Genomic DNA, 24403 nt, shown 5'->3' with positions numbered 1-24403 from the left:
AAAGAATAGCGAATAGAATCTAGATATGAGCGCAAAACAGGTCATTGCAGATCTCAAAGCCCTGTCATCTGTTGGAAAAGCCGCCGAGCTGCAACGATTCTTTAAAACCGGTCCAGGAGACTACGCCGAAGGCGATATCTTTATTGGCGTTGTTGTACCGCAGACCCGCAAAGTCGCTGCACGATTCAAAGAGTTGCCTCTTACTGAGATCGCAAAACTTACCAATTCAGATATACACGAGGTTCGTCTCTGTGGACTAATTGTCCTTACAAATCAATTTAAGAAGAGCAAGGAAGTAAATGAGAGGAAAAAGCTCTTCAACTTCTATCTAAAAGAGTTGAAATCTGGCAACGTCAATAACTGGGACTTAGTTGATGTGACTGCGCCGACTTTTGGCGAGTATTTACTCCAGATAGAAGATCCGATGGTGGTCCTAAACAAGTTATCCAAGAGTAAATCTCTCTGGGAGCGTCGCGTATCCGTCGTTTTCACCTTCGCCTTTCTGCGCGCTGGCGATCTTGAACCAACTTACGAGATGGCAGAGCGCCACCTTGGAGATAAACACGATTTAATGCACAAGGCGGTCGGTTGGCTTTTACGTGAGATGGGTAAACGAGATCCTGGTTTGCTCAGGGCTTTCTTGCAAGAACATTGCACCGAAATGCCCAGAACCGCGCTGCGTTATTCGATTGAGAAATTTTCAGAAAGTGAACGCAGAAAATGGTTACTAACTAAATAGTTTTTGCAAAAGACAAGTAATCCTCTGTAATGCCATCGTGAATAAAAAGTTTCTTAAGTCGACCTTCATATTCCCAGCCGGCTTTTTCAAAGGCTTTCTGCATCGCTACATTTCCTTCAGAAGTTGAGCCTTCTAAGCGATGAAAACCATGGGCAATCGCCCATTCCCACGCCAAATCAAGCGCTGCAGTGCCTGCACCTTTGCCGCGTTCATCTTCTGCAATATCAAGCCCAATATGCCCAGATCCATCTGGCATAGTTTTATCGCAATGGCGTAGCTGAATATCGCCAATCAACTTCCCATCTCGCACTAGGGCAAAATGCAGATAGTGATCAAGCCAGCTACCTGAGGAATCAAAGCGCGCTTTAAATCTCTGTTGCGCTTCGCTGGTTTCAAGGCCGCGAACTTGGCAGGCGCGCTCAAATTCTTCTGGCTTGTAAGGGCGCATTTCAAAGTTCATAGTTGAAACTTTATGGCATAAAGGCGGAATCTACTAAGATAGAAATATGACTCAATCACCTTTCCTTTATATGAAAGAGAACTCCAAAACAGTTCTTTGGAACGACTCAGCCGATCCAAAAGAGTTAATGGATGCGCTGACTTGGGGAATTGTTGGGGCGACATGTAACCCGGTAATCGCGCTAAGTGCGATTAAGGCCGATAAGGAATATTGGGTTGGGCGCATTAAGGAGTATGCAAAGAACCACCCAACTGCAACTGATGATCAAATCGGCTGGGCGATGGTTGAAGAGCTTTCAATTAATGCAGCAAAGATATTTGAGCCAGAGTTTGAGAAGCAGAATGGTCGCAATGGTCGTCTATCTATTCAAACAGATCCACGTAACTTCCGTGATGCCAAGGCTCTAACTGAACAAGCAGTTGTGTTTTCAAAGTTAGCCAAGAATATTATTGTGAAGATTCCTGTTACTTCAGAGGCGATTAGCGCATTTGAAGAAGCTACCTACCAAGGCGTGAGTTTGAATGCGACTGTTTCATTCTCGGTTGCACAAACTATTGCAGTAGCCGAAGCGATTGAGCGCGGTCTTAAGCGCCGTGAAGCAGAAGGTTTAGATATCTCACAGATGGGTCCGGTCTGCACGATCATGGTTGGTCGCGTTGATGACTGGGTAAAGGTTTCAGCAGAAAAATCTGGCGCGATGATCGATCCAGGCGTTATGGAATGGGCTGGCGTTGCCGTATTTAAGCATGCACACCAGGTTTACAAAGAGCGTGGCTATCGCACTCGTTTGTTATCTGCAGCATTTCGCAATCACATGCATTGGAGCCAAATTCTTGGTGGAGACTCTGTTATCTCACCTCCATATGCTTGGCAGGTAAAGATCAACAAGGCAGGGCTTGTTCCGAATCTAAATAGCATCGAAGAGCCAGTTGACCCAACGATTCTAAAGACGCTTCAGATGCTGCCAGAGTTCAACAAAATGTATGACGTCGGCGGACTTAAGGTCGATGAGTTCACCAACTTCGGTGCAACTCTTCGCACTTTGCGCGGCTTCTTACAATCAGTTAACGATCTCGAAGCATTTGTTCGAGATGTAACTGTTCCTAATCCAGATAAGTAAATTATCTCTTTAGGTCGAAGCGGTCGGCGTTCATCACCTTTGTCCAGGCGTTTACAAAGTCCTTAACGAACTTTGCCTGGCCATCGCTCTGGGCGTAAACCTCAGCATATGCACGCAAGATTGAGTTAGATCCGAAGACCAAATCAGCGCGAGTAGCAGTGAATTTAACTTCGCCAGTTGTTCTGTTGCGTAAGTTATAAACGTTTTCGCCTGCTGGCTCCCAGATGTAGGTCATGCTGGTTAGCACGCTGAAGAAGTCGGTGTTAAGTGTTCCAACTTTTTCTGTGAACACACCATGCTTTGTGCCGCCGTAGTTTGTTCCAAGCGCACGCATGCCACCCATTAATACAGTCATCTCTGGCGCAGTTAGCCCCATCAGTTGAGCGCGATCAAGAAGTAGTTCTTCAGGCTTAGCTGAGTATTCCTGCTTCAACCAGTTACGGAATCCATCATGAATTGGTTCAAGTGGTGCAAATGAATGACCATCTGTCTGTTCTGCTGTTGCATCTCCACGACCTGCTGCAAATGGAACGGTGATATCAAAGCCAGCAGCCTTTGCTGCGGTTTCGATTCCGACGTTTCCGGCCAAGACAATTACATCGGCGATGCTCGCACCAGAATCCTTTGCAATTGGCTCAAGTGCTGCGAGTACCTTCGCTAAGCGCGCTGGCTCGTTGCCTTGCCAATCTTTCTGCGGTGCAAGGCGGATACGAGATCCATTTGCGCCTCCGCGCTTATCTGAACCTCGGAATGTGCGAGCGCTATCCCAGGCGGTTGCAACAAGATCAGAAACGGAAATTCCTGTCGCTGCAATCTTTGCTTTAACTGCTGCAACATCGTAAGAAGTTGAGCCAGGAGCAATTGGATCCTGCCAAATTAAATCTTCCTTTGGAACATCTGGTCCAAAGTAATTCACCTTTGGGCCAAGATCGCGGTGGGTTAACTTAAACCAAGCGCGCGCAAAGACTTCGCTGAAGTAGGCAGGATCTGCGTGGAAACGCTTTGAGATCTCAAGATAAATCGGATCCTTGATCATCGCCATATCGGCATCAGTCATCATTGGGTTATAGCGAATTGATGGATCTTCAACATCTACCGGCTTATCTTCCTCGGCAATATTGATTGGCTCCCATTGCGTTGCTCCCGCTGGAGATTTCTTTAACTCCCAGTCGTACTTAAAGAGAAGTTCGAAGTATCCGCCATCCCATTTAGTTGGGTGCGTAGTCCAAGCTCCTTCAATTCCACTTGAAACAGTGTCGCGGCCAATGCTGCGAGTTGTGTGGTTCATCCAGCCAAGACCTGCTTCAGAGATGTCTGCACCTTCTGGGCTTGGTCCGAGTCGTGAAGCATCACCGTTTCCATGTGCTTTTCCTACGGTGTGACCTCCTGCTGTTAGCGCAACTGTTTCTTCATCATTCATCGCCATACGCGCAAATGTTTCGCGAACATGTTGAGCAGTCAGCAATGGATCAGACTTTCCGTTTACGCCTTCAGGGTTTACGTAGATCAAACCCATTTGAACTGCTGCTAATGGATTTTCCATTGTGCTGGCATCTTTAACATCCTTATAGCGCGCATCACTTGGCGCCAAGAATTCGGTCTCAGGACCCCAGTAAATATCTTTCTCAGGGTGCCAAATATCAGTACGTCCAAAACCGAAACCAAATGTCTTTAGACCCATTGACTCGTAAGCAATTGTTCCGGCGAGAACCAATAGATCTGCCCAGCTAACTTTGTTTCCGTACTTCTGCTTAATCGGCCAGAGAATACGACGAGCTTTGTCGAGGTTTACGTTATCTGGAAAAGAGTTAAGTGGTGCAAAGCGAAGGTTTCCAGTTCCGCCACCACCACGACCATCGGTCGTGCGGTAAGTACCGGCGGCATGCCATGACATACGAATCATTAAGCCGCCGTAATGTCCCCAGTCCGCAGGCCACCAAGGTTGGCTATCTGTCATTAACGCGTGAAGATCTTTTTTGAGCGCTGCAAAGTCGAGCGTCTTTAGCTCTTCGTGATAATCAAAATCTTCACCGAGCGGATTAGATTTTGTATCGTGCTGATGCAAAATATCTAGATTTAAATTCTTTGGCCACCAGTTGACATTAGATGCGCCAACTTCAGTATTCGAACCGTGAACAACTGGACACTTACCTGAATTTTCAGACATTTTGCACTCCTCTAACTAACGCTTAATGATTTGGACTCTATCAAAACTTCTACCAGGCCAGATCCTTGAGTCTCAGCAACTGATACGAGAATGGGTGTTTTCACCCCTTTGATTGCTGGCGTTTCTTCCAAAATCGATAGTTAATCCAAAGTATCAGCGCCAAACCCAGACCCTGTAGTCCAGGTGAATCATCGGCTTCGCCAGAAACTAGCGCTAGCGCTCCAATTACCAATCCAAGTATTGGAAGAATTTTTCTAATCAAGTTCATGAGTGTTCGTTGCATTAAAGAAGTGGGCGAAGTTCGACTTTGCGATTACATGCTTTAGAACCCGCAAGTGCTAGCTCTTTTGCAACTTCAGCACTTGCTGCCTCAATCAACCAGAATCCGCTGAAGTTTTCCTTTGCATCAAATAACGGCTTGCCAGTTTCGATTCCTGCATCTCCTCGATTATCAATCACGCTCGCATTTGAAGGTGCGCTTAATCCCCCAGCAAAAATCCATTGACCATTGGCGCGCAGACTGTCGTTGAACGCATTGATTTCGACCATCTCAGCCGGAGTTCCAGAATTAGTTAAATCATCAATTACAAAAATGATAAATTTCATGGCGCGAGTTTACATACACCCCAAGTGAATGGCTACGAAAAACGAGTTGAGGTTAGAATTAAGCATGTCCAAATACGACGATGAGGTTCAAGCGCGCTGGGGAAATACCGCCGCATATGAGCAGTCACAAGCAAAGACTTCGAAATACTCCAAAGAAGATTTTAGAAAAGCCAAGGTAGACCAAGAGGCTGCCACCGAACTCTTTGTATATGCCTTTGGCAATGGGCTAGATATTCATTCCGAAAAAACACAAGCTGCAGTTATCGCCCATAGGGATGCGATTTCTAAGTGGTTCTACGACTGCTCTCCTGAAATGCAAAAGAATCTGGCTGTTATGTATATCGAGGATAGGCGATTCAAAGAGTATTACGACGGCCGCGTGCGCGGGTTAGCGCAATACGTTCACGACGCCATAATGGCTCAATAAATTCACTCATTCGAAATTAGTCTTGGCTATTAGCCTCAGGATGCTTTCCAGAGGTAACGCGACCAGCATGAGCCTGCGCCTTTGGATCTCGCTTTACCTTTATAAAGCTCGCCACCGTTGAAACCAGCAGAATCAATCCGATCACAGCCAAACTGCCAACTGTTGGGATCTTAGGAATCTCAGTCCAGGTTTCGTGCAAGTAAGTCAGGATCAACTTAATTCCGATAAACATCAGAATTACTGACAGACCAAGAGATAGGTAAACCAACTTATCTAGCAGCCCCTTGAGCAAGAAGTACAAGGCGCGTAAGCCCAAAAGCGCGAATGCATTGGCTGCAAAGACCAAGAATGGCTCTTGTGTAACACCGAAAGTCGCTGGGATTGAATCCAGCGCAAAAAGTAGATCGGTTGATGCGATAGCGATCATCACCAAGAACATAGGTGTGGCGATGCGCTTGCCATTTTGCCGTGTAAAGATCTTCGAACCATCGTATTCATCAGTCATAGCAATACGTTTTCTGATGGTGCGCACCATCGCGTTATCTTCAGGTGAAGGGTCTTCATCCCAGTGCTTGAATAAGCCAACGCCGGTCCAGATAAGAATTGCACCGAAGATCACGAATGTGAAGCTAAAGGCGGCTAGCGCTGCTGCACCAACTGCGATAAAGATTGCGCGGAGAACGAGCGCAAGAATGACGCCAAACATCAACACTCTTTGGTGGAATATTGATGGCACCTTGAATTGAGCCAAGATGATTATGAATACAAATAAGTTGTCAACAGATAAAGATTTCTCCACGAGATAAGCGGCGAAGTATTCGGTTCCAAATTGCGAACCCGCGCTTTGCCAGACCCAGACTCCAAAAGCAATGGCGACGCCGATGTAGAAGATTGACCAAATGGCCGCTTCTTTAAACATTACATCGTGGGGTTTACGGCTTACGGTGAGTAGATCAATAACGATCAGCGCGGTGATCACGCCAATAACTACAGTCCAAGTTAAAAGGGTTACATTCATGATTATCAAACCTATTCGTTAAAGGGGCCAGTGTTGCCAAGGTCTCCCTCACCACAAAGTGGTCGCAACCCCGGGATAATTTCTATCCGTATTGACGAAGGTGCGTTAGCGAGGTACTCCCCTTAACTTTGCGAAAGTCTATGTTGAGATTTTACGCTGCGCAAATTAAACACTCGGCTATAAATCTTGGCGAAGAACCTTCTCCATTGGTCGGCCCTTGGCTAGTTCATCGACCAACTTATCCATGTAGCGAATCTTCTTCATCAGTGGGTCTTCAATTTCAGCAATCTTTACGCCACAAATACTTCCTGTGATCAGTTTGGCTTTCGGATTAATCTTGGCCGCTTTGAAGAACTCTCTAAATGTGATTTCATCCTTAAGATGCTTTCTCAGAGTTCTTTTGTCGAACCCCGTCAGCCACTTGATAACCTCAATTAGCTCATCCTCAGTCCGATCTTTTCGGACTACCTTGTTTACATAGTGAACATAAACCGACGCCACTGGCATCTCGTAGATCTTGTGAGTCAATTAATTACAGGCCGTTCTTTTGTCGAAATACGGCCACGGTTAAAGTGCTTCGAACTCAGCTTTACGTTCGGCCATCCATGAATCCATTCCACCTGTCTTCATGAGCTCCATCATCTTGCCCATTGCAGCCATATGTGGCCCATCGTTTGCACCGAACATTTCCTTGCCATGCTGTTGGCTTTGAGCTGCTAGTTCATCAAAAGTCTCACCAGAAAAAACCTGCTCGCAGGCGCCACCAAGCTGATTGCATGTCATTGATTTCATATCGTAATTGTATTGAAAAATCTATTTTAAATCAGGAAGCCAGATCAGGGATTTCTTCAAGGCTCATAAATATGAGTTTTCCTAATTCTTTTGCCTTTGCCATCTCAAGATCAGCGCCCCGAGATTCACCGGGGATGCGCAGCACTGCATCACACTTTTCTAAAAGCCTATGAGCAACCGGGTATTGGTATTCGGAGAATTGATCTGATGAATGAGAATCACCGCCCGCTTGTCTAATCACCGGCCAGGCAAGCCATTCACCCACGACGGCAAGATGTCCCTTGGCAAAAATTGGGAGCGCGTAATCTTCCATCGCCTTGAGATTCTTAGCGATTGCCGCTTCATCGCCATTAGTTCCTGACATGTATGGCCCAGAGATCAGAATCATTAGCTGCTTAGACATTATAAAATCCTAATTTAAAATGAAGAGTCGACCTATAAGCCGGAATGCCTCGATTATCTTCAGCCAAAATTTAAGCCTTTCTCACAATGCTAGATTTCAAATTCATTGGTCCGAAACCATCTACCTTCGCCTCTATGTCGTGATCACCAGGCCCATCGACGAGTCGAATCCCTCGTACTTTCGTTCCAACTTTCAGAGTATTCGAGCTTCCCTTGACCTTCATATCCTTCACGATGGTTACATCATCACCATCGACAAGGACGTTTCCCGAAGCGTCTTTAATTACGCGAACAGTCTCAATTTCAACTTCAGTTGGGTTCCACTCGTGAGCACATTCGGGGCAGATGAGTAGCTCGCCCATTTCGTATGAGAATTCAGATTTACATTCAGGACACGGGGGTAGTTGATCACTCATAACTTGATTCTAAGTGATTTTATCGAGACTTAATGTAGATCCGCCTTATAAGCCGGAACAATTGGAAAGGGCCTCGATCTCTCGAGGCCCTCCCATGCATATCTGCTGCAACTCTTTTGATCATTACCAATAGATCGAGCTGAGACAGCTAAGACTGTGGTGGAGGCGACGGGATTTGAACCCGCACTTCGGGTTTGGTAAACACGATTGCTGCCAATTACAACACGCCCCCAACACGGAAGCGAAGTTATGCAATTACTGGCTCACGAAATTTCTAAATCGGGCTAAATGTGGATAAAAACTAACTTGAAAAGCAAAAGGGACTTGGAAATTAACCAAGCCCCGATTACTACCAAACCCGTAGTGCAAGAAGATTATGACACAAGTATTTAGTTACTCGCAGTAACTATGATGAAAAGAAGAGTCGCCCTATAAGCCGGATCCTGTCGTTCTTGCGAACGGATCACCATCCATCTAGATCTGTAATTACTTACAGATTCAAGCAACCTACCCGATGGCTCGAACGAGCAGTTCTCAAACGCCATCTGCGTGGTCTTGCTTCAGGTGGGGTTTACCAAGCTATCTGCATCACTACAAATACTGGTGGTCTCTTACACCACCGTTTCACCCTTACACATTTACATGTGCGGTCTATTTTCTGTGGCACTAATCCCGCGGATTTCTCCGGGTGGGCGTTACCCACCACCTTGCTCTGCGAAGTCCGGACTTTCCTCGGTGCTTGCGCAACGCGGTGATCCGGGCGACTCTTCGTAAATAAGGATACGCGAACTAGTGGGTGTTACGAAATGCCTTTATCTTCTTTAGTCGAATCACGCGTGGCATAAAGGCTTGTTAGGGCAGTAATCGCCAAAGTGGAAACAATTACCGTCAAACTAACCTCTAGCGAAATATCAACAACATGCACGCCATTTTCGTGTAATGCGTGCAAGATCATCTTTACGCCGATAAATGCCAAGATAAATGAGAGTCCGCGGCCAAGGTGAACCAGTCGATCCATTGCACCTTGAAGCAAGAAGTAGAGCTGACGAAGACCCATTAGCGCAAAGATATTTGCAGTAATTACAACGTAGGTACTAGTTGTTAGCCCAAGGATTGCCGGGATTGAATCAAGGGCAAATACGAGATCGGTAACGCCCAGAGCGATTAGCGCAATGGCGAAGGTGCTTAGGCCACGGTTACGAAGGAAGGTAATTAACTTACCTTCATCTTTTTCTACCTCTTCTTTTTCATTGATTAGCTTCCAAGCTGTGAAAATCAAGAATGCACCAAAGACATAGAAGGCTGAGGTAAAGCGAGTTACAAGTGCGACTCCAGCAAAGATCAAAATCACGCGTAGAACGATGGCGATAAGGATTCCGAATAGAAGAACAAGTTGCTGGGATTCTTTCTTTACCTTGAGCGTTGAAATCAAAATAATAAATACAAAGATGTTGTCGACAGAGAGTGCGTATTCAGTCAGCCAACCTGCAAAGAATTCAGTCCGCAGCTGATCTGATGTCCAACGTGGCATTAGCAAACCAAAAGTTATAGCCGCCGCCACATAAAAGAGCGTCCAACCGAGCGCCTCTTTTGTACTGGTCTCTTTGTTGCGATGAGCAACAGCCAGGGCTAAATCAAAGATGATTACTGCGGCAAGACCACCGATAGTTAATAGCCACTCGGTTGAACTAATCATGGGCGGAAGTGTCCTGTCTCGTTAAGGCTACGCAGGGCGCGCAGTCCATCTGATGGCCAAATAGATATTGACGATATTGAACAAGGTGCTGCATCTATATGGAAGACCGCTTCGGTGGGTGCCCCGGTTGCGATCTGTGCCGCTAATTTAATGACTCCATTGTGAGTTACTACGACGACTCGCTGACCAGGATAAACAGCTGCAACCTTTTCGAGCGCTTCTTCAACGCGAATACCTGCCTGATCGTAAGACTCGCCACCCGCAGGTGCGTAGGAAGATGAATTTAACCAGGCTTGATATTCATCAGGGAACTTCTCTTTTACCTCTTCGAAGGAGAGGCCATCCCAATCGCCGAATGAAAGTTCAAACCAAATTTCGTCAAAGTTGATTTCAAGTCCTGTGGCATCTGCAATTGCTTGCGCTGTTTGGGTGGTGCGCATTAGAGGAGAAGCAATTAAAACTTCTGGCTTTAATTTGGCGATCTCTTTGGCGACAGCGGCAGCCTGAGATAAACCTTTCTCCGTTAACTCTGGATTGATTGGCCCAGTTCCCGAAAACTTTCGCAGTGGTGTCAGAATCGTTTCACCGTGGCGAACCATGTAGAGCATGGTTGGAACTTCGCTACTGCGAAGTCGCTCAGATAAGTAGTTCTGTTGCACTTGTGGTTCAGTCTTATGTGCTGAGCCACCATCTAAGGCCTTATTGGCTAAGCGATCGGCATGTGAATTTTCATCGCGTGGAATCCAAGAGTATTTAACGAGCGAAGGATCATGGGCTGCACGGCACTGCTTTGCCAAATCGCGCATATCCGCATGTTTGATCTGCCAACGACCCGACATTTGCTCAACAACTAACTTTGAATCCATGGCAACTTCTACAGTTGCTGCGGGATCGAGTTTATTGATGTGGCTTAAACCGGCGAGAAGTCCGCTGTATTCAGCGACGTTATTCGTTGCAATTCCGATTACATCAAAGAGTTCGGCAACGATCTTTCCGTTTTCAGTAACCACTGCGCCGTAACCAGCTGGGCCTGGATTTCCGCGAGAACCGCCATCAGCAGTTAATTTGAATTTGCGCGCCATTTATAGACCACGCACCAAAATGCACCGACATTCTTCGCAACGCACGAGTTCGTCTTCCGGCAAACCGGCAATGCGCTGTAGTTCGATGGTGTTTAAAGTTAAGTGACAACCCTTGCATTGGTTTCCAACCAACGCTGCTGCCCCTGTTCCATTATTGCTGGTACGAATTTTCTCGTATAGCGCCATTAGTTCGGGGTTTACGCTAGCTGCAGTCTTCGCGCGATCACCAGCCGCTGCTTTGAGATCTGCAAAGATAATTGTTAGCGCGTTTTCTTTCGAAATTTCTAGGTTGGCAATCTCTGCTGCATGAGCACTTTCTTCGGCGCCAAGTTCTGCGATGCGCTCTTTAATTCCATCAACGCGCATCATGATCTCAAGCTCAACTTCTTCGAGTTCAGCACGGCGCGCAGCGAGGGAAACAAGTTCGTGTTGGAGTTGTTCTAACTCCTTGGCAGCCCCTGTGCCAGAAGCAAGGCGGGCTTCATCGCGATTGATTCGTGAGACAACTTGTTCAACATCTGTTTCGGCCCGGTTTAACTCGCGCTTTACATCGTTTAACTCTGTTTCAGCGGCGATACGTAGATCGCGAGCATTGTTCTGCTTGATTGTGAGTGAATTAATCGCCGGTATCTCTGGAAGGCCAGCGGCTTTGGCGTTTAGGGAAGTTGTAGTGAAATCGAAGTTCTGAATGTCGAGAATGGAGCGCTGATCGCTAACGCTAGCCTTCACAACTCACTCCTTATAACTGCACTTCTTCGTCGCGCACCGGATATTGAATTCTATGGAGAACCTTACTTGATTAGGGCCAGTTGTACTATTTCTCCGTGGAAAAACAGTTACCTGTCGCAGTTCGCGCACATTATCAATCGGCCCCGTCGCCACATAAAGAAACAATGCTTGAGATGCGCAAGCGAATTTTGGAAATAGTTCCAGATGCGCAAGAAGTAGTGAGCTATGGAATGCCGGCATTCAAAGTGGATGAAACGATTGTTGCCGGATTGCTGGCCAATAAGAAGCATGTTGGTTACTACCCTTTTAGCGGTTCAATTTTGAAGTTGTTCCCGGTCGAATTAGCTGGCTTTTCAAAGACAATTAGCGCAATTCATGTTCCGGTTGATAAGCCACTTACTAAAACTCTATTGAAGAAGTTAATCAAAGCGAAATTGACTCAAGCCAAGTAGTTGCCTTACCTTTTCCAAATGGAAATGACTACCTGCCTCTGGTTTAACGGCCGCGCGCGCGAAGCCGCAAACTTTTACTCATCAATTTTCCCAAATAGCTCAGTTTCCGATAACTGGATCGCTCCAACTGATACTCCTGGCAATCAACAAGGCGAAGAGATAGTCGTTAACTTTAAGATTTTTGGGCAGAACTTCATCGGACTAAATGGGGGTCCGCAGTTCCCACATTCAGAGGCAATTTCATTTCAGATTCCATGCGCCGATCAAGCAGAGATAGATAAGTTCTGGGATCTACTTACGGCAGATGGCGGGCAAGAAAGCCAATGTGGTTGGCTTAAAGATAAATTTGGAATCTCTTGGCAGGTAACTTCACCTGAGATGATGAACTACTTGGGTGGGCCAGATGCTGAAGGTTCTCAGCGCGCCACTAAAGCGATGCTGGAGATGAAGAAGATTGATTTAGCTGCCATGAAGAGCGCGTATCTAGGAAACTAATCTCTTCGTAATGTGCGTTTAAATAAAGTTCATTCGTTCATTGGGCGTGTTTTCCGGTTCCTTTTGGACTTTCCATTACCTTAAACTCAAATTTAAAGGCGAATGGAGATTCGGATGGCCGCGCAAATTAAGCATATAAGCCACAAATTAATTGATTCCCTTAGCGATGGTGTTTTTTCAATTGCTCTTACACTTCTAGGTTTAGACGTGGTTGGAGTTGTTTCAGAGGTTAGCCATAGCGATGACCTCAACGCCGCGCTCTTAGATCATTGGCCAACATTTCTGTCCTACGCCCTTGGATTCCTGGTTCTTTTCTCCATGTGGTACGGCTATCACGCATTGGGCCAATACGTAGAAGGAACAAATGCTCACATTGTTTGGAACCATGGAATCACAATGGCATGGGTGGCCTTAATTCCATTTGGCGTAGCGCTGCTTGCTGAAAATTTAAATACTCCAAATCAAAAATGGGGAGTGTTTTACTTTGGCGTTTGCCTATTTGGTCAATTCTGGACGAATGTAATCGCTTTTCCATTTATAGGATTTAAATTCAAAATTAATTTCACCGAAGATTGTCCCTATCCAGCGAAGAAACTCCGAAAGGTCCTACCAATTCTGTGGGGTATAGGAGCTCTATGGGGCATCGTCTTAGTACCACTAGCGCTCATTAATTCTTGGGTTGCGCTTATCGGTTTTGCAATTTTTGTTCTTTTGCAGGCCAATCCGATTAAGTCTTACGAGAGAATTATTCCAACGCTAATTAAGAAGGTTTGATTACCTGCGTGGGCGCTGAGGGTTTCGAACCCCCGACATTCTCGGTGTAAACGAGACGCTCTACCACTGAGCTAAGCACCCGATTGTTGCGAGGCAAATACTACCTCAACTACAGGGCAGCGATTGCGGCCTTGTAATCCCCGTTATTACGCGCATCGCCGAGGCCATTTACGACTGACCAGCGAACAACGCCTGCTTTATCGATGATAAATGTGCCGCGCATTGCGCAACCAATATCTTCGTTAAATACCCCGAAAGCTTTTGCTGCTGCGCCATGTGGCCAGAAATCCGCAAGCACTGGGAACTTGTAACCCTCTTGTTCTGCAAAAACTTTTTGTGTGTAAGGCGAATCGCATGAGACAGCAATTACCTGAACGTTGTCGTTTTGGAATGCGGCTAAGTCATCGCGGATCGCGCAGAGCTCGCCGGTGCATGTGCCGGTAAATGAGAACGGTATAAAGAGAAGAACAACGTTCTTATTTCCCTTAAATGATGAGAGAGAAACTTTGGCGCCGTGCTGATCTTTTAATTCAAAGTCAGGTGCAACCGATCCAACAGAAATTCCAGTAAGTGTTTGGCTCATGCGCCAAACTTATCGTTTGCCAGCCTTACGCGCCACTAGACGTGTTGCCGTCCAATCATTTGCTACGACAAGGGTTGATGTTTGGCTCATCCCCGCAATTGGTGCCGCATCCTGAATGTCACTTGGTTCAACATGTCCATCGCGACCAACTTTTGGAGTTAATACCCAGATCGGTCCGGTCTCACTTAAATATGTGAGGGCATCCATTAATTCATCAACGAGATCGCCATCGCCATCGCGCCACCAGAGAAGTACTGCATCGACAACTTCAGTTGCAGATCCTTCTAGAAACTTGGTTCCAACTGTGGCCGCGATCTCTTTGCGAAGTGCGTCATCGCAATCAGAGTCATAGCCGACTTCAAGGACTATCTCTCCTTGAGCAAATCCCATCCCCTTTGCCACGGGATAAGTCCACCGAATTGCGAGCGCTTTGACAAGAGTTTCGGGTGGCCCATTTCTGCGCGCCTTTCTGAGACAGAAAGTGGTCGGATTTTGCTCTACTACCGCGTAAGCGCGAGAATAAGCCCATGAGCGAGAACTTCGGCGTCCCAGACCAGATCATCGACCAGCTAGTAGATATCGATCCAAGTGAGACCGCCGAATGGCAAGCCTCCTTCGATGCCGCACTCAATGGCGCAGGACCGGTCCGCGCGCGTTACCTAATCTTGAAGTTGCTGCAGCGCGCACATGAAAAAAATATTGGCGTTGCCGCTCTTCGCAATACCGATTACATCAACACTATTACTCCAGAAAACGAACCAGCATTTCCGGGCGATGAAGCAATTGAACGTCGCATCCGCGCATATATCCGCTGGAACGCTGCGATGTTGGTTCACCGCGCACAACGCCCCGGCATCGGAGTCGGTGGACACATTTCTACTTACGCATCATCTGCCGCACTTTACGAAGTTGGTTTTAACCACTTCTTCCGCGGACAAGATCACCCAGGCGGCGGAGATCAGATCTTCTTCCAGGGCCACGCATCACCCGGAATGTATGCACGCGCATTTATGGAAGGTCGCTTAAGCGAACACCAATTAGATGGTTTCCGTCAGGAACTTTCACATCAAGGCGGCGGGCTATCTTCTTATCCGCACCCACGTTTGATGCCTGAGTTCTGGCAGTTCCCGACTGTGTCTATGGGTATCGGTCCGATCAATGCAATTTACCAAGCGCGCTTTAACCGTTACCTACATAACCGCGGGATTAAAGATACGAGCCAGCAAAGCGTTTGGGCATTCCTTGGCGATGGTGAAGTCGATGAAGTCGATACCTTGGGCGCGATCGGACTCGCATCACGTGAAAATCTCGATAACTTAACTTTCGTTGTTAACTGTAACTTGCAGCGCCTTGATGGACCTGTGCGCGGTAACGGCAAGATTATTCAAGAGCTTGAATCAATCTTCGGTGGAGCCGGCTGGAATGTAATCAAGGTTGTCTGGGGCCGCGAGTGGGATCCACTGCTTGCCCAAGATCGCGAAGGCGCACTTGTAAACATTATGAACACCACTCTCGATGGTGATTACCAAACATTTAAGGGCGAAAGCGGCGCTTATGTTCGCGAGAAGTTCTTTGGTCGCGATCCACGAACTGCAGCCATGGTTGCAAACTGGTCGGATGATCAGATCTGGAACCTAAAGCGCGGTGGACATGATTACCGCAAGCTTTATGCCGCTTACGCAGCTGCATCGCAACCAAATGGTCGCCCAACAGTCATCTTGGCGAAGACCGTTAAGGGTTGGACACTTGGCTCGCACTTCGAAGCGCGTAACTCAACGCACCAGATGAAGAAGATGTCACTTGAAGATATCGTCGAATTCCGCGATCGCTTGGGTATTCCAATCGCTGATGAGAAGTTGGATAAGTACACACCTCCTTATTACAAGCCAGCTGCAGATTCTGCAGAAGCTAAGTACCTGGAAGAACGTCGCGCCGCACTTGGTGGATCAATTCCACGCCGCCGCAGCGTTTCACGCCCATTGGCACAACCTGCCGATGAAGCTTACGAATCTGTTAAGCGCGGTTCTGGTCAGCAAGAAGTTGCAACCACAATGGCATTTGTTCGTATGTTGAAAGATCTCGTTAAGGATCCAGGACTTGGTGCACGTTTAGTACCGATCATTCCTGATGAAGCTCGTACCTTCGGTATGGATTCATTGTTCCCAACGCTAAAGATTTACTCACCACATGGTCAGCAGTACACCGCGGTCGACCGCGAGCTAATGCTTTCCTATAAAGAATCAACCGCTGGTGTAATCCTTCACGAAGGTATTAACGAAGCTGGTTCGGTTGCTTCATTTACTGCAGTTGGATCTTCTTACTCAACGCACGATGAGCCAATGATTCCGATCTACATCTTCTACTCAATGTTCGGATTCCAACGCACCGGAGATGCTTTCTGGGCTGCTGCCGATCAGTTGGTACGTGGATTCGTAGTTGGTGCAACGGCGGGGCGCACAACTCTTAACGGTGAAGGTCTGCAACACGAAGATGGTCACTCACCACTTCTTGTTTCAACCAACCCAGCAGTTGTTGCATACGACCCAGCATTTGCTTACGAACTAGGACATATTGTTAAAGATGGTCTTCGTCGTATGTACGGCGAAAACAGTGAGAACGTTTACTACTACCTAACTGTTTACAACGAGCCATATGTTCAACCGGCCGAACCTGAAAATCTTGATACTGAAGGTTTGCTCAAGGGAATTTATCTCTTCCAGCAAGGTCCAAAGCAGCGTAAGAAAGTTGCGCAGATCTTGGCATCTGGCGTTGGAATGAACTGGGCGCTAAAGGCAGCGAAACTTCTGGAATCTGATTGGGGCGTATCTGCTTCAGTTTGGTCAGTTACTTCATGGAACGAACTACGCCGCGATGGTTTAGCGGTAGATCGCCACAACTTCTTAAATCCATCTGATCAACGCACCGCATACGTTGCCAAGAAACTTGCCAACGCAGAAGGTCCGGTCATCGCAGTTAGTGATTACATGCGCGCAGTTCAAGATCAGATCGCACCATGGGTTAGCCAAGATTTCACTTCACTTGGCACAGATGGCTTTGGTCTATCCGATACACGCGGCGCACTTCGTCGCCACTTCAAGGTCGATGCCGAATCAATCGTTATCGCAACGCTTGCCGCTCTTGCTAAGAGCGGAGATGTAAAGGCAAGCATGGTTCAGGAAGCGATCAATAAGTATCAGATCAACGACATCAACGCTGCAGATCCGGGAAATACCGAAGGCTCTGGCTGAGGTAACTCTTGATTACTCGCATCCCCATTACAGATATCTCTCCTGCGGTTAATTTCGGAGGCGAGTTAGTTCCTGTAAAGGCGGTTGCGGGTGAGGTAATTGCAGTTACTGCAACGATCTTTCGCGAAGGCCATGATGCACTTGGTGCGCATGCTCTGTTATTTGATGACAAAGGTAAAGAGATTGCCCGCAATGCGATGCGTGAAATCTGGCGTGGTGGCGATCGCTTTGAAGGAACGATCACAATTCCGGCGCGCGGTGAATTCAATTATGCGATCGAAGCTTTTGATGATCCCTTCGCAACTTGGGAACATGACTCTGAAATCAAGATCGCAGCCGATATCGATGCCGAACTTTGCTGCACCATCGGCAAGTTAATATTCGAAGAGAAGCTAAACGAAGATCCATCTGCAAAGAAGTTGCTCTCTCCCGCAATCAAAGCGCTAACCGATACCTCACTTGCACCAGCCAATCGTTTCTCTCAGGCAACAACCACTGAAATTCGCGCCTACTTTGCCGCAAACCCACTGCGCCGTTTAGTAAGCCGTTCTGAGCTAATCCCAGTTCGCGCAGATCGTGATCGCGCACTTGTCGGTGCTTGGTATGAATTCTTTCCTCGCAGCGAAGGCGCGATTGTTGATGCGCACGGGCGAATAACGAGTGGAAACTTTGCCACTGCTGCCAAGCGAATTCCAGCCGTTGCTGCAATGGGCTTTGATGTTCTCTATCTGCCACCGATTCATCCAATCGGTACCGCTCATCGCAAGGGGCGCAATAACACTTTAACTCCCAGCGATACCGACCCAGGTGTGCCTTGGGCGATTGGAAACGTGGAAGGTGGCCACGATGCCATTAATCCAGCACTTGGCACTATGGCCGATTTTGAAACCTTTGTATCGATAGCCAAGAAGAACAACGTGGAAATTGCTTTAGATCTAGCACTACAAGCATCACCTGATCATCCTTGGGTTAAATCAAACCCTGAATGGTTTACAACTCGCCCTGACGGCACGATCGCTTATGCCGAGAATCCCCCAAAGAAATACCAAGATATCTATCCAATTAACTTTGATAATGATTACTCAGGAATTCTTGCTGAAGTTCTGCGCATTATCCGTTTATGGGTTTCTAAAGGTGTAACTATCTTCCGCGTTGATAATCCCCACACCAAACCGGTTCACTTCTGGCAAGAAGTTATGTCGGTTATTTACAAGGAAAGCCCAGACGTTGTATTTCTCGCGGAAGCATTTACCAAACCAGCGATGATGCACGCACTTGGCAAAGCTGGTTTCCATCAGTCATATACATATTTCACATGGCGCACTAGCAAGGCTGAACTTATGGAATATGGACGTGAAGTTTCGCAAGAGACCAGCGCATTCTTTAGACCAAACTTCTGGGTGAACACTCCAGATATCTTGCCTTTCCATTTGCAATCTGGAAACCCTGCAATGTTTGCACTTCGTGCAGTGCTGGCGGCAACGCTTACGCCATCTTGGGGAATGTATGCCGGCTATGAACTCTATGAGCACCGCCGCTTTAAAGAAGGTGGCGAAGAGTATTTAGATTCCGAGAAGTACGAGATTAAGGTACGTGACTGGGATGGAGCGGCTAAAAAAGGCATAACCCTGGCACCCTTTATTACTCAGTTAAACCAGATCCGTCGCGCGCACCCGACGTTGCTGCAACTTCGCAATCTGCGCTTTCATCACACCGATTCTGATTCGATCATCGCTTATTCCAAGCGCACCGGTGATGATTTGATTTTGGTGGTCGTAAATCTTGATCCAACATATGCCCAAGAGACCACAGTTCATTGGGATATGAAGGCGCTCGGAATTGCGGCACATTCATTCGAGGTCAAAGATTTACTGGATAACCGGAGCTTTACATGGAGCCCAGATACCTTTATCCGCCTTGATCCAGCAAGACCAACTGGCAAAGTTGCACACATTTGCCAGGTAAGGCTCTAACCTCAGATCATGTCTTTCTTCCAGAAGCTCTTCGGTAAGAGTAAAGACGCAAAGGAAGAGATCTACATAGCGCCCGCCACATTTTTAAATCCTAACTCCACACTCGGCGAGCTAGATTTTCATCTACTTGCAGAAGGTCGCCATGAGAAGTTATGGGAAGTCCTTGGCGCGCATGTAAGGCGCGATCAAAATGGTGAACTACTTGGAACCGCCTTTACCGTTTGGGCGCCAAATGCCCACGCAGTTAGTTTGATTAGCGATTTAAATTACTGGGATAAGAACACCCATCCCATGATTCGCTTAGGTTCATCTGGTATCTGGGAGATCTTTATTGCAGATATCGGTGCAGGAGTTAAATACAAGTTTGCCATCTGCGGCATCGACGGTCGCTGGGTAGATCATGCTGATCCACTTGCCCGCCAAACTGAGACTCCCCCACACACCGCATCGATTGTTAACGAATCAAATTATCAATGGCAAGATTCAAAATGGATTGCTGAGCGTTCTAAATTTGAACCTTGGCGCAGCCCAGTAGCAGTCTACGAAGTCCACTTAGGCTCTTGGAAGTTAGGGCTTTCCTATCGCGAACTAGCGACCGAACTCGTTAGCTATGTAACAGAACAAGGCTTTACCCACGTGGAATTCTTGCCAGTTACCGAGCATCCATATGGACCTTCTTGGGGTTACCAAGTAACTTCCTTCTTTGCACCGACTTCGCGCTTTGGATCCCCTGATGAATTTAAATTCTTAGTAGATGCGCTTCATGCTGCGGGTATTGGCCTAATCCTGGATTGGGTTCCTGCGCACTTCCCCAAAGATGAATGGGCGCTTGCGAAATTCGATGGCACAGCACTTTATGAGCATGCCGATCCGCGTCTAGGTGAACACCCTGACTGGGGCACCTTGATCTTCAACTTCGGTCGCAATGAAGTGCGTAATTTCTTAGTTGCTAGCGCTCTTTATTGGCTTACCGAGTTCCACATCGATGGCCTTCGTGTGGATGCCGTTGCTTCAATGCTCTACCTTGATTACTCGCGTAAAGAGGGCGAATGGCTGCCGAATAAATTTGGGGGTCGCGAAAACCTCGAAGCAGTTCAGCTTTTGCAGGAAGCAACATCGACTGCATATAAAACTCATCCCGGCATCATGATGATCGCTGAAGAATCAACGGCGTGGCCGGGTGTCACCAAGGAGACTTCTTCAAACGGTCTGGGCTTTGGTTTTAAATGGAATATGGGTTGGATGCACGACACCTTGGAATATTTGCAGCACGATCCAATTCACCGCGTCTATCACCATAACGAGATTACTTTCTCAATTCTTTATGCGTGGTCTGAAAACTTTATGCTTCCGCTTTCCCACGATGAAGTTGTTCACGGTAAGGGCCAATTAGTAAATAAGTTTCCGGGTGATCGCTGGCAGAAGCTAGCAACGCTTCGTGCTCTCTATGGATTTATGTGGGCCCACCCAGGTAAGAAGTTGCTCTTTATGGGATCTGAATTTGCACAAAATGACGAGTGGAGTGAGAGCGCTGGTCTGCAGTGGTATTTAACTGAATTTGCCGAACATAACGGGGTGCAGAAAGTTGTTGCCGAGTTAAATGCCATCTATAAATCACAACCTGCGCTTTGGCAGAAAGATACAAGCCCGGAAGGTTTCTCCTGGCTGGTTGGCGATGATGGTGCAAGCAATGTCTTGGCCTTTACCCGCTGGTCTGATGATGGAAAGCCACTTGTTTGTATAACTAACTTCTCACCAGTACCGCATGAGAGCTACCAACTGCCGCTACCAACTGCCGGTGTGTGGCGTGAAATTCTAAATACCGATGCCATTGCCTTTGGAGGTAGTGGAATCGCGAATGACTCATTTGCCGTTGATGTAGATACAGATTTAAAGCGGACTTTCCGAGTCCCGCCACTTTCTACAGTCTGGCTCGAGCGCGTTTAATCTACTTTAAGTACTTTTGCGAAAAAGGCAGTTGCAATCAACATCAGCGCAGGGATTACCAAAGCAATTGCCAGAGATCCTGAAAACTCTGCTGTCCAAGCCACGCAGGCTTTGAGGATAAAAACCGCCGTATTGTTTACAACGCCCATCTGTCCAACAACTACTGCGCTCGGTAGCGCTGAGCGTCGATTGCCAGCGGTATAAAAAGTTGGAGCAAGCAGCGAAGATCCGGCGCCAGCAAATGTGAAAGCCAGACAAGTTGCCAGCAGCGCCCAGTATTTATGTTCACTTGGAATATTTACAGCAAGCGCTAAGAAGACGATAAAACCAGTTCCACCGGCGAAAGATAAAAATCTCACGGTGTGATGGATATGAAATATCTGGCTTAGGCGATTTGCACCGAGTCGTCCGGCGATCATCGCAATCATAAAGAAGATATAAGGCAGCGCTGCAAGCCCTGCGCTCACGCCGATACGTTCTTTTGTGAAAATTGCAGACCAGTCACCAGTGGCAAACTCTAAGAAGACTGCGCATAGCAGGCCACCGCTAACGAGCCAGTCGACTCTAAATGATGTGAACAAGGTGCGAATAGGTAAATGTTCTTCACTATCCTCATTTGGTTTCACTAACACGGGATTTAACTTATTAACCGAAATAAAAATCAACACCGCCATGATCACAGCGACTCCACCAATATGAAGCGCTAAACCAACATAGCTAACGATAAGTCCAGATAGAACAGCGGTGGTGAGTGCTCCAAGGGCCCACATGCCATGCAGTCGAGCGATCGTGAGTCCCTTAACGCGCTCAATGGAATTGAAGGCTTGAGCATTTACGGCGATGTGATATCCCGAAATACCCCAGCCTAAAATCACATTAAAGATCAAAAATAGCGTTGGAGATTTAGTCTGCACAATTGAAATTAGCGCCGCAGACATCAAGAAAGTGTTGGCCAGAATCACAATCTTGGTACCAAACTTGTGCACGATATGGCCGGTTAAGAAAAGGCTGGCAAGTGCGCCTAAAGTGCCTGTACTAATCAGCGTTCCGAATTGCCCATTACTTAGCCCAAGATTGGCTTTAACTTCAGGAAATCTAGGAACCCAAGCCATGATGAAGATGGCAAAGACGAAGAAGAGAAGTTGAAGTTGAAAAGTTTCAGATTTAGGAGAAATAGTGCGCATCAGAAAAGCGCATTCGCTAACGCAGCGCGCGCCTTGATGACTCGTGGATCAGCTGGATCTACTAGAGCGAATAACTCGATGAGGCGATCCTTAACTAACTTCTTCTCAGCGCCATCAAAGAGTGGAATCAAACGTAGCAACCGCGCAAAGGCTGGCTCCAGATATCCGCTAACTATTTCAATATCGGCACATTGCAATTGAATGGCGATATCGTCTGGCTGAGCCGAAGCATCCTTCATTACTTTGGCGCCATCAATTCCATCAGTACGCGCCATCAACTGCGTCTGCGCAAGGCCCAGAATGGCAAAGTTATCATTTGGTTTGCGCGCTAATAACTTCTTATATGCCGCTTCTGCCTTGGCGTAATCACCGGCATCTAGAGCAGCAATTGCTTCTTCCTCTTCGGGTTCAATCTTTTCAGCAGGTGCGCCACCCACGCCTTGCTCAGTAGCTAACGCCAAGACTTTATCGATAACCATCCGGATCTGTTCTTCTGGATAAGGCTGCTCAAAGAGCGGAACCATTTGCTCATTGATGATTGCAACAGCAAAGGGCACCGCACGCGTCTGCAAAGCTTGTGCAACTTGTGGTTGAGCATCGACATCAACGCGACCAAGTACCCAACTGCCCTGATCTGCTAACGCTAACTTTCCAAGGATTGCTACGACCTCTTGTGATTCAGGTGAACGAGGTGACCAACAAATTAGTACAACGGGTTTGGCTTTTGATAGTGAGAGGAATTCATTAGTTAAATTCTCAGGGGTTATCTCAATGCCGGGCATAGGCCCTGCAGCCTCAGGCTTTGGTTTTCCGAGTGAACTCAGATCAACTGCGCGTCCAAAGTTAGGAGGAAGCGTCATGCTTGCGCCTCCGCTTCTACTCCAGAATCACGACGAAATGGCAGTACATCTTCAATATATGACTGTGCTGCAAAGGTTAGCCCAACATCATGGCCTTCACGCTCACTTAAATACCAGCGATGCTCTAAAACTTCATGGAAGAACTGTGCTTCTTCGATTCGGCCCTTTAAATTATCAGGAATCATCACAACGATCGGCATATAAGTTTCATTTAGCCAACGACGTGCGGAATCTTGCATAGGTGGTTTCGGACTTTCTTCACGGCCCCGGAAGCGATCAAGAGATGCCAACAAGCGCTTTGCTTGCAGCGCTTCAGTTTCGAGTCCAGTTAACTCGCGCAAACGATTGCGGTGATATCCAGGTGCCACAAGTTTTGGCTGGAAGTAAAGTTTTTGTGACTCACCATCTAGAGAAACCGAGACTTCATCTACCGCAAACCCGAGATCATGTAGCTGACGCATCGCGCGTTCGACGGCGTGACGATCTTTTGGATCTAGAACCTGACGCTCCTTAAGCGCTTTCCAGATTCGGTGATAACGCTTGATTACCGCCTCGCTAGCGCGGATCGGATCCATGCCAGGATATAGAACGCCAGAGAGAGCTAAATCTTCAAGTTCAGCGGCAACGTTAAAGTGCGCGATCTCTAAATCATGTTCGCGCTGTCCATCGCTTAATGTCTTTTGAAATTCGCCAGTTTCAGCATCAACTAAGTAAGCGGCAAAGGCTTCCGCATCGCGGCGGAATAAAGTATTGGAAAGCGAGCAATCGCCCCACCAGAAGCCAAGTAAGTGCAACTGCACCAGCAATAGAGCTAAAGCGTTGGCCATCATCGTGATGTCATTTGCAGTCACATCTTTACCGCTAAGCAGAACGCGATATGGCAATGAGTATGGCAAGAAGCGAGTTACCAGCGCACAAGGAAGTTCTTCGCTTGCTTCGTCAGTACGGCCTTCAATAACAGCGATCGGCTGAACGCTTGGTGCTCCGAGGTGTGCCAGTTCGCGCAGCGCTTTATATTCGCGGTTTGCGAATTCAGAGACCGTCTCTTTAACTGCATAGACTTCCGCATCCGGATCATCGGTGGATCGAACCAAGCGAACGATATGTCTGGAAATACCGCGCTTTTCGGTCAGCGCTGGATCTTCCGGCCACTCCTCCAAATTAATATGCCAAGGCAAGCCAGTAACGGCGGCGATTTCTTCGCCTAATCCCGTAATGCGTAACGCCATGTAT

Annotated in this window: 26 protein-coding genes, 2 tRNA genes and 1 other RNA gene; 9 read left to right on the top strand and 20 right to left on the bottom strand. The window is 47.3% G+C overall.

Going from position 1 to position 24403, the window contains the following annotated elements; all coding sequences use genetic code 11:
• Positions 1–25: 25 nt before the first annotated feature.
• Complete coding sequence (locus tag A1sIIB106_RS01550) at positions 26–739, top strand: DNA alkylation repair protein (RefSeq protein WP_095677126.1); 714 nt, start codon at positions 26–28, stop codon at positions 737–739.
• Here A1sIIB106_RS01550 and A1sIIB106_RS01545 read toward each other — a convergent pair.
• The gene (locus A1sIIB106_RS01545) at positions 732–1199 is read right to left on the bottom strand and encodes a GNAT family N-acetyltransferase (protein WP_095677125.1); all 468 of its coding nucleotides are present in this window, start codon (positions 1197–1199) and stop codon (positions 732–734) included. The genes A1sIIB106_RS01550 and A1sIIB106_RS01545 overlap by 8 nt on opposite strands.
• A 46-nt stretch (positions 1200–1245) precedes the next feature.
• Between A1sIIB106_RS01545 and A1sIIB106_RS01540 the strand changes: the two genes are divergently transcribed.
• Complete coding sequence (locus tag A1sIIB106_RS01540; protein ID WP_095677124.1) at positions 1246–2319, top strand: transaldolase family protein; 1074 nt, start codon at positions 1246–1248, stop codon at positions 2317–2319.
• Between the two features lies 1 nt (position 2320).
• Here the strand turns inward: A1sIIB106_RS01540 and katG are convergent, their stop codons facing one another.
• From katG to A1sIIB106_RS01530, 3 genes are all read right to left on the bottom strand, one after another.
• Entirely contained in the window at positions 2321–4486 is a 2166-nt protein-coding gene (gene katG, locus A1sIIB106_RS01535; RefSeq protein WP_095677123.1) for a catalase/peroxidase HPI, read from the bottom strand.
• Between the two features lie 100 nt (positions 4487–4586).
• Positions 4587–4754, bottom strand: coding sequence for a hypothetical protein (locus tag A1sIIB106_RS07130; protein WP_190277190.1), 168 nt, complete (start codon positions 4752–4754; stop codon positions 4587–4589).
• Between the two features lie 14 nt (positions 4755–4768).
• Complete coding sequence (locus A1sIIB106_RS01530; protein ID WP_095677122.1) at positions 4769–5092, bottom strand: YciI family protein; 324 nt, start codon at positions 5090–5092, stop codon at positions 4769–4771.
• Between the two features lie 64 nt (positions 5093–5156).
• Here A1sIIB106_RS01530 and A1sIIB106_RS01525 point away from each other — a divergent pair, with 64 nt between their 5' ends.
• Positions 5157–5519, top strand: a complete 363-nt coding sequence (locus A1sIIB106_RS01525; protein WP_190277189.1) for a TipAS antibiotic-recognition domain-containing protein — start codon at positions 5157–5159, stop codon at positions 5517–5519.
• A 16-nt stretch (positions 5520–5535) separates the two neighbouring features.
• On the opposite strand, the gene A1sIIB106_RS01520 is transcribed toward A1sIIB106_RS01525, so the two are convergent.
• From A1sIIB106_RS01520 to A1sIIB106_RS01475, 10 genes are all read right to left on the bottom strand, one after another.
• Positions 5536–6537: a TerC family protein gene (locus A1sIIB106_RS01520; protein WP_190277187.1), complete on the bottom strand. Its 1002-nt coding sequence runs from the start codon at positions 6535–6537 to the stop codon at positions 5536–5538.
• Between the two features lie 177 nt (positions 6538–6714).
• Positions 6715–7044, bottom strand: coding sequence for a DUF2200 domain-containing protein (locus A1sIIB106_RS01515; protein WP_420021913.1), 330 nt, complete (start codon positions 7042–7044; stop codon positions 6715–6717).
• A gap of 60 nt (positions 7045–7104) precedes the next feature.
• Positions 7105–7329, bottom strand: coding sequence for a DUF1059 domain-containing protein (locus A1sIIB106_RS01510; protein WP_095677119.1), 225 nt, complete (start codon positions 7327–7329; stop codon positions 7105–7107).
• A 31-nt stretch (positions 7330–7360) separates the two neighbouring features.
• On the bottom strand, positions 7361–7732 hold the full coding sequence (locus A1sIIB106_RS01505; protein WP_223298698.1) for a hypothetical protein: 372 nt from the start codon (positions 7730–7732) through the stop codon (positions 7361–7363).
• A gap of 70 nt (positions 7733–7802) precedes the next feature.
• Positions 7803–8147: a zinc ribbon domain-containing protein YjdM gene (locus A1sIIB106_RS01500; protein WP_095677118.1), complete on the bottom strand. Its 345-nt coding sequence runs from the start codon at positions 8145–8147 to the stop codon at positions 7803–7805.
• A 157-nt stretch (positions 8148–8304) separates the two neighbouring features.
• Positions 8305–8379: transfer RNA gene (locus A1sIIB106_RS01495), tRNA-Gly, on the bottom strand.
• Positions 8380–8563: 184 nt separating this feature from the next.
• An RNA gene (gene rnpB / locus A1sIIB106_RS01490) (RNase P RNA component class A) lies at positions 8564–8915 on the bottom strand.
• Positions 8916–8946: 31 nt separating this feature from the next.
• The gene (locus A1sIIB106_RS01485) at positions 8947–9843 is read right to left on the bottom strand and encodes a TerC family protein (protein WP_190277185.1); all 897 of its coding nucleotides are present in this window, start codon (positions 9841–9843) and stop codon (positions 8947–8949) included.
• The gene (locus A1sIIB106_RS01480) at positions 9840–10925 is read right to left on the bottom strand and encodes a bifunctional RNase H/acid phosphatase (RefSeq protein ID WP_095677117.1); all 1086 of its coding nucleotides are present in this window, start codon (positions 10923–10925) and stop codon (positions 9840–9842) included. The genes A1sIIB106_RS01485 and A1sIIB106_RS01480 overlap by 4 nt, the downstream gene beginning before the upstream one ends.
• Complete coding sequence (locus A1sIIB106_RS01475) at positions 10926–11654, bottom strand: zinc ribbon domain-containing protein (RefSeq protein WP_095677116.1); 729 nt, start codon at positions 11652–11654, stop codon at positions 10926–10928.
• 95 nt (positions 11655–11749) lie between these two features.
• Between A1sIIB106_RS01475 and A1sIIB106_RS01470 the strand changes: the two genes are divergently transcribed.
• From A1sIIB106_RS01470 to A1sIIB106_RS01460, 3 genes are all read left to right on the top strand, one after another.
• On the top strand, positions 11750–12106 hold the full coding sequence (locus tag A1sIIB106_RS01470) for an iron chaperone (RefSeq protein WP_095677115.1): 357 nt from the start codon (positions 11750–11752) through the stop codon (positions 12104–12106).
• Between the two features lie 18 nt (positions 12107–12124).
• Positions 12125–12601, top strand: a complete 477-nt coding sequence (locus tag A1sIIB106_RS01465; RefSeq protein WP_095677832.1) for a VOC family protein — start codon at positions 12125–12127, stop codon at positions 12599–12601.
• Between the two features lie 114 nt (positions 12602–12715).
• Entirely contained in the window at positions 12716–13375 is a 660-nt protein-coding gene (locus A1sIIB106_RS01460; protein WP_095677114.1) for a TMEM175 family protein, read from the top strand.
• A 9-nt stretch (positions 13376–13384) separates the two neighbouring features.
• Here A1sIIB106_RS01460 and A1sIIB106_RS01455 read toward each other — a convergent pair.
• The 3 genes from A1sIIB106_RS01455 to A1sIIB106_RS01445 form a co-directional block, all read right to left on the bottom strand.
• Positions 13385–13456 (bottom strand) — tRNA-Val (locus A1sIIB106_RS01455).
• 28 nt (positions 13457–13484) lie between these two features.
• A complete protein-coding gene (locus A1sIIB106_RS01450; RefSeq protein ID WP_095677113.1) occupies positions 13485–13958 on the bottom strand; it encodes a peroxiredoxin in 474 nt (157 codons plus the stop codon).
• 9 nt (positions 13959–13967) lie between these two features.
• Positions 13968–14348: a DUF3052 domain-containing protein gene (locus tag A1sIIB106_RS01445; protein ID WP_095677112.1), complete on the bottom strand. Its 381-nt coding sequence runs from the start codon at positions 14346–14348 to the stop codon at positions 13968–13970.
• 137 nt (positions 14349–14485) lie between these two features.
• On the opposite strand from A1sIIB106_RS01445, the gene aceE reads away from it, so the two are divergent.
• From aceE to glgB, 3 genes are read left to right on the top strand one after another with little or no spacing between them, the layout of a single operon-like run.
• A complete protein-coding gene (aceE, locus tag A1sIIB106_RS01440) occupies positions 14486–17206 on the top strand; it encodes a pyruvate dehydrogenase (acetyl-transferring), homodimeric type (protein ID WP_095677111.1) in 2721 nt (906 codons plus the stop codon).
• 8 nt (positions 17207–17214) lie between these two features.
• On the top strand, positions 17215–19179 hold the full coding sequence (locus A1sIIB106_RS01435) for an alpha-1,4-glucan--maltose-1-phosphate maltosyltransferase (protein WP_095677110.1): 1965 nt from the start codon (positions 17215–17217) through the stop codon (positions 19177–19179).
• A 9-nt stretch (positions 19180–19188) separates the two neighbouring features.
• Positions 19189–21126 carry a 1,4-alpha-glucan branching protein GlgB gene (gene glgB / locus A1sIIB106_RS01430; protein WP_095677109.1) on the top strand — a complete coding sequence of 646 codons (1938 nt, stop codon included), beginning with the start codon at positions 19189–19191 and terminating at the stop codon, positions 21124–21126.
• Here glgB and A1sIIB106_RS01425 read toward each other — a convergent pair.
• The 3 genes from A1sIIB106_RS01425 to A1sIIB106_RS01415 are packed head-to-tail and all read right to left on the bottom strand — an operon-like array spanning position 21123 to position 24399.
• Positions 21123–22310 (bottom strand): MFS transporter, encoded by a 1188-nt coding sequence (locus A1sIIB106_RS01425; RefSeq protein WP_095677108.1) that lies wholly within the window; start codon positions 22308–22310, stop codon positions 21123–21125. The two genes, glgB and A1sIIB106_RS01425, sit on opposite strands and share 4 nt — an antisense overlap.
• The gene (locus A1sIIB106_RS01420) at positions 22310–23170 is read right to left on the bottom strand and encodes a tetratricopeptide repeat protein (protein WP_095677107.1); all 861 of its coding nucleotides are present in this window, start codon (positions 23168–23170) and stop codon (positions 22310–22312) included. Before A1sIIB106_RS01420 ends, A1sIIB106_RS01425 begins: the two co-directional genes overlap by 1 nt.
• Positions 23167–24399: a DUF4032 domain-containing protein gene (locus A1sIIB106_RS01415; protein ID WP_095677106.1), complete on the bottom strand. Its 1233-nt coding sequence runs from the start codon at positions 24397–24399 to the stop codon at positions 23167–23169. The genes A1sIIB106_RS01420 and A1sIIB106_RS01415 overlap by 4 nt, the downstream gene beginning before the upstream one ends.
• Positions 24400–24403 lie beyond the last annotated feature (4 nt).

The sequence above is a fragment of the Candidatus Planktophila lacus genome, from assembly GCF_002288325.1.
GTDB lineage: Bacteria > Actinomycetota > Actinomycetes > Nanopelagicales > Nanopelagicaceae > Planktophila > Planktophila lacus.
The sequence above is the reverse complement of the archived record's forward strand: the minus strand, read 5'-3'. Positions and strand labels throughout refer to the sequence as shown.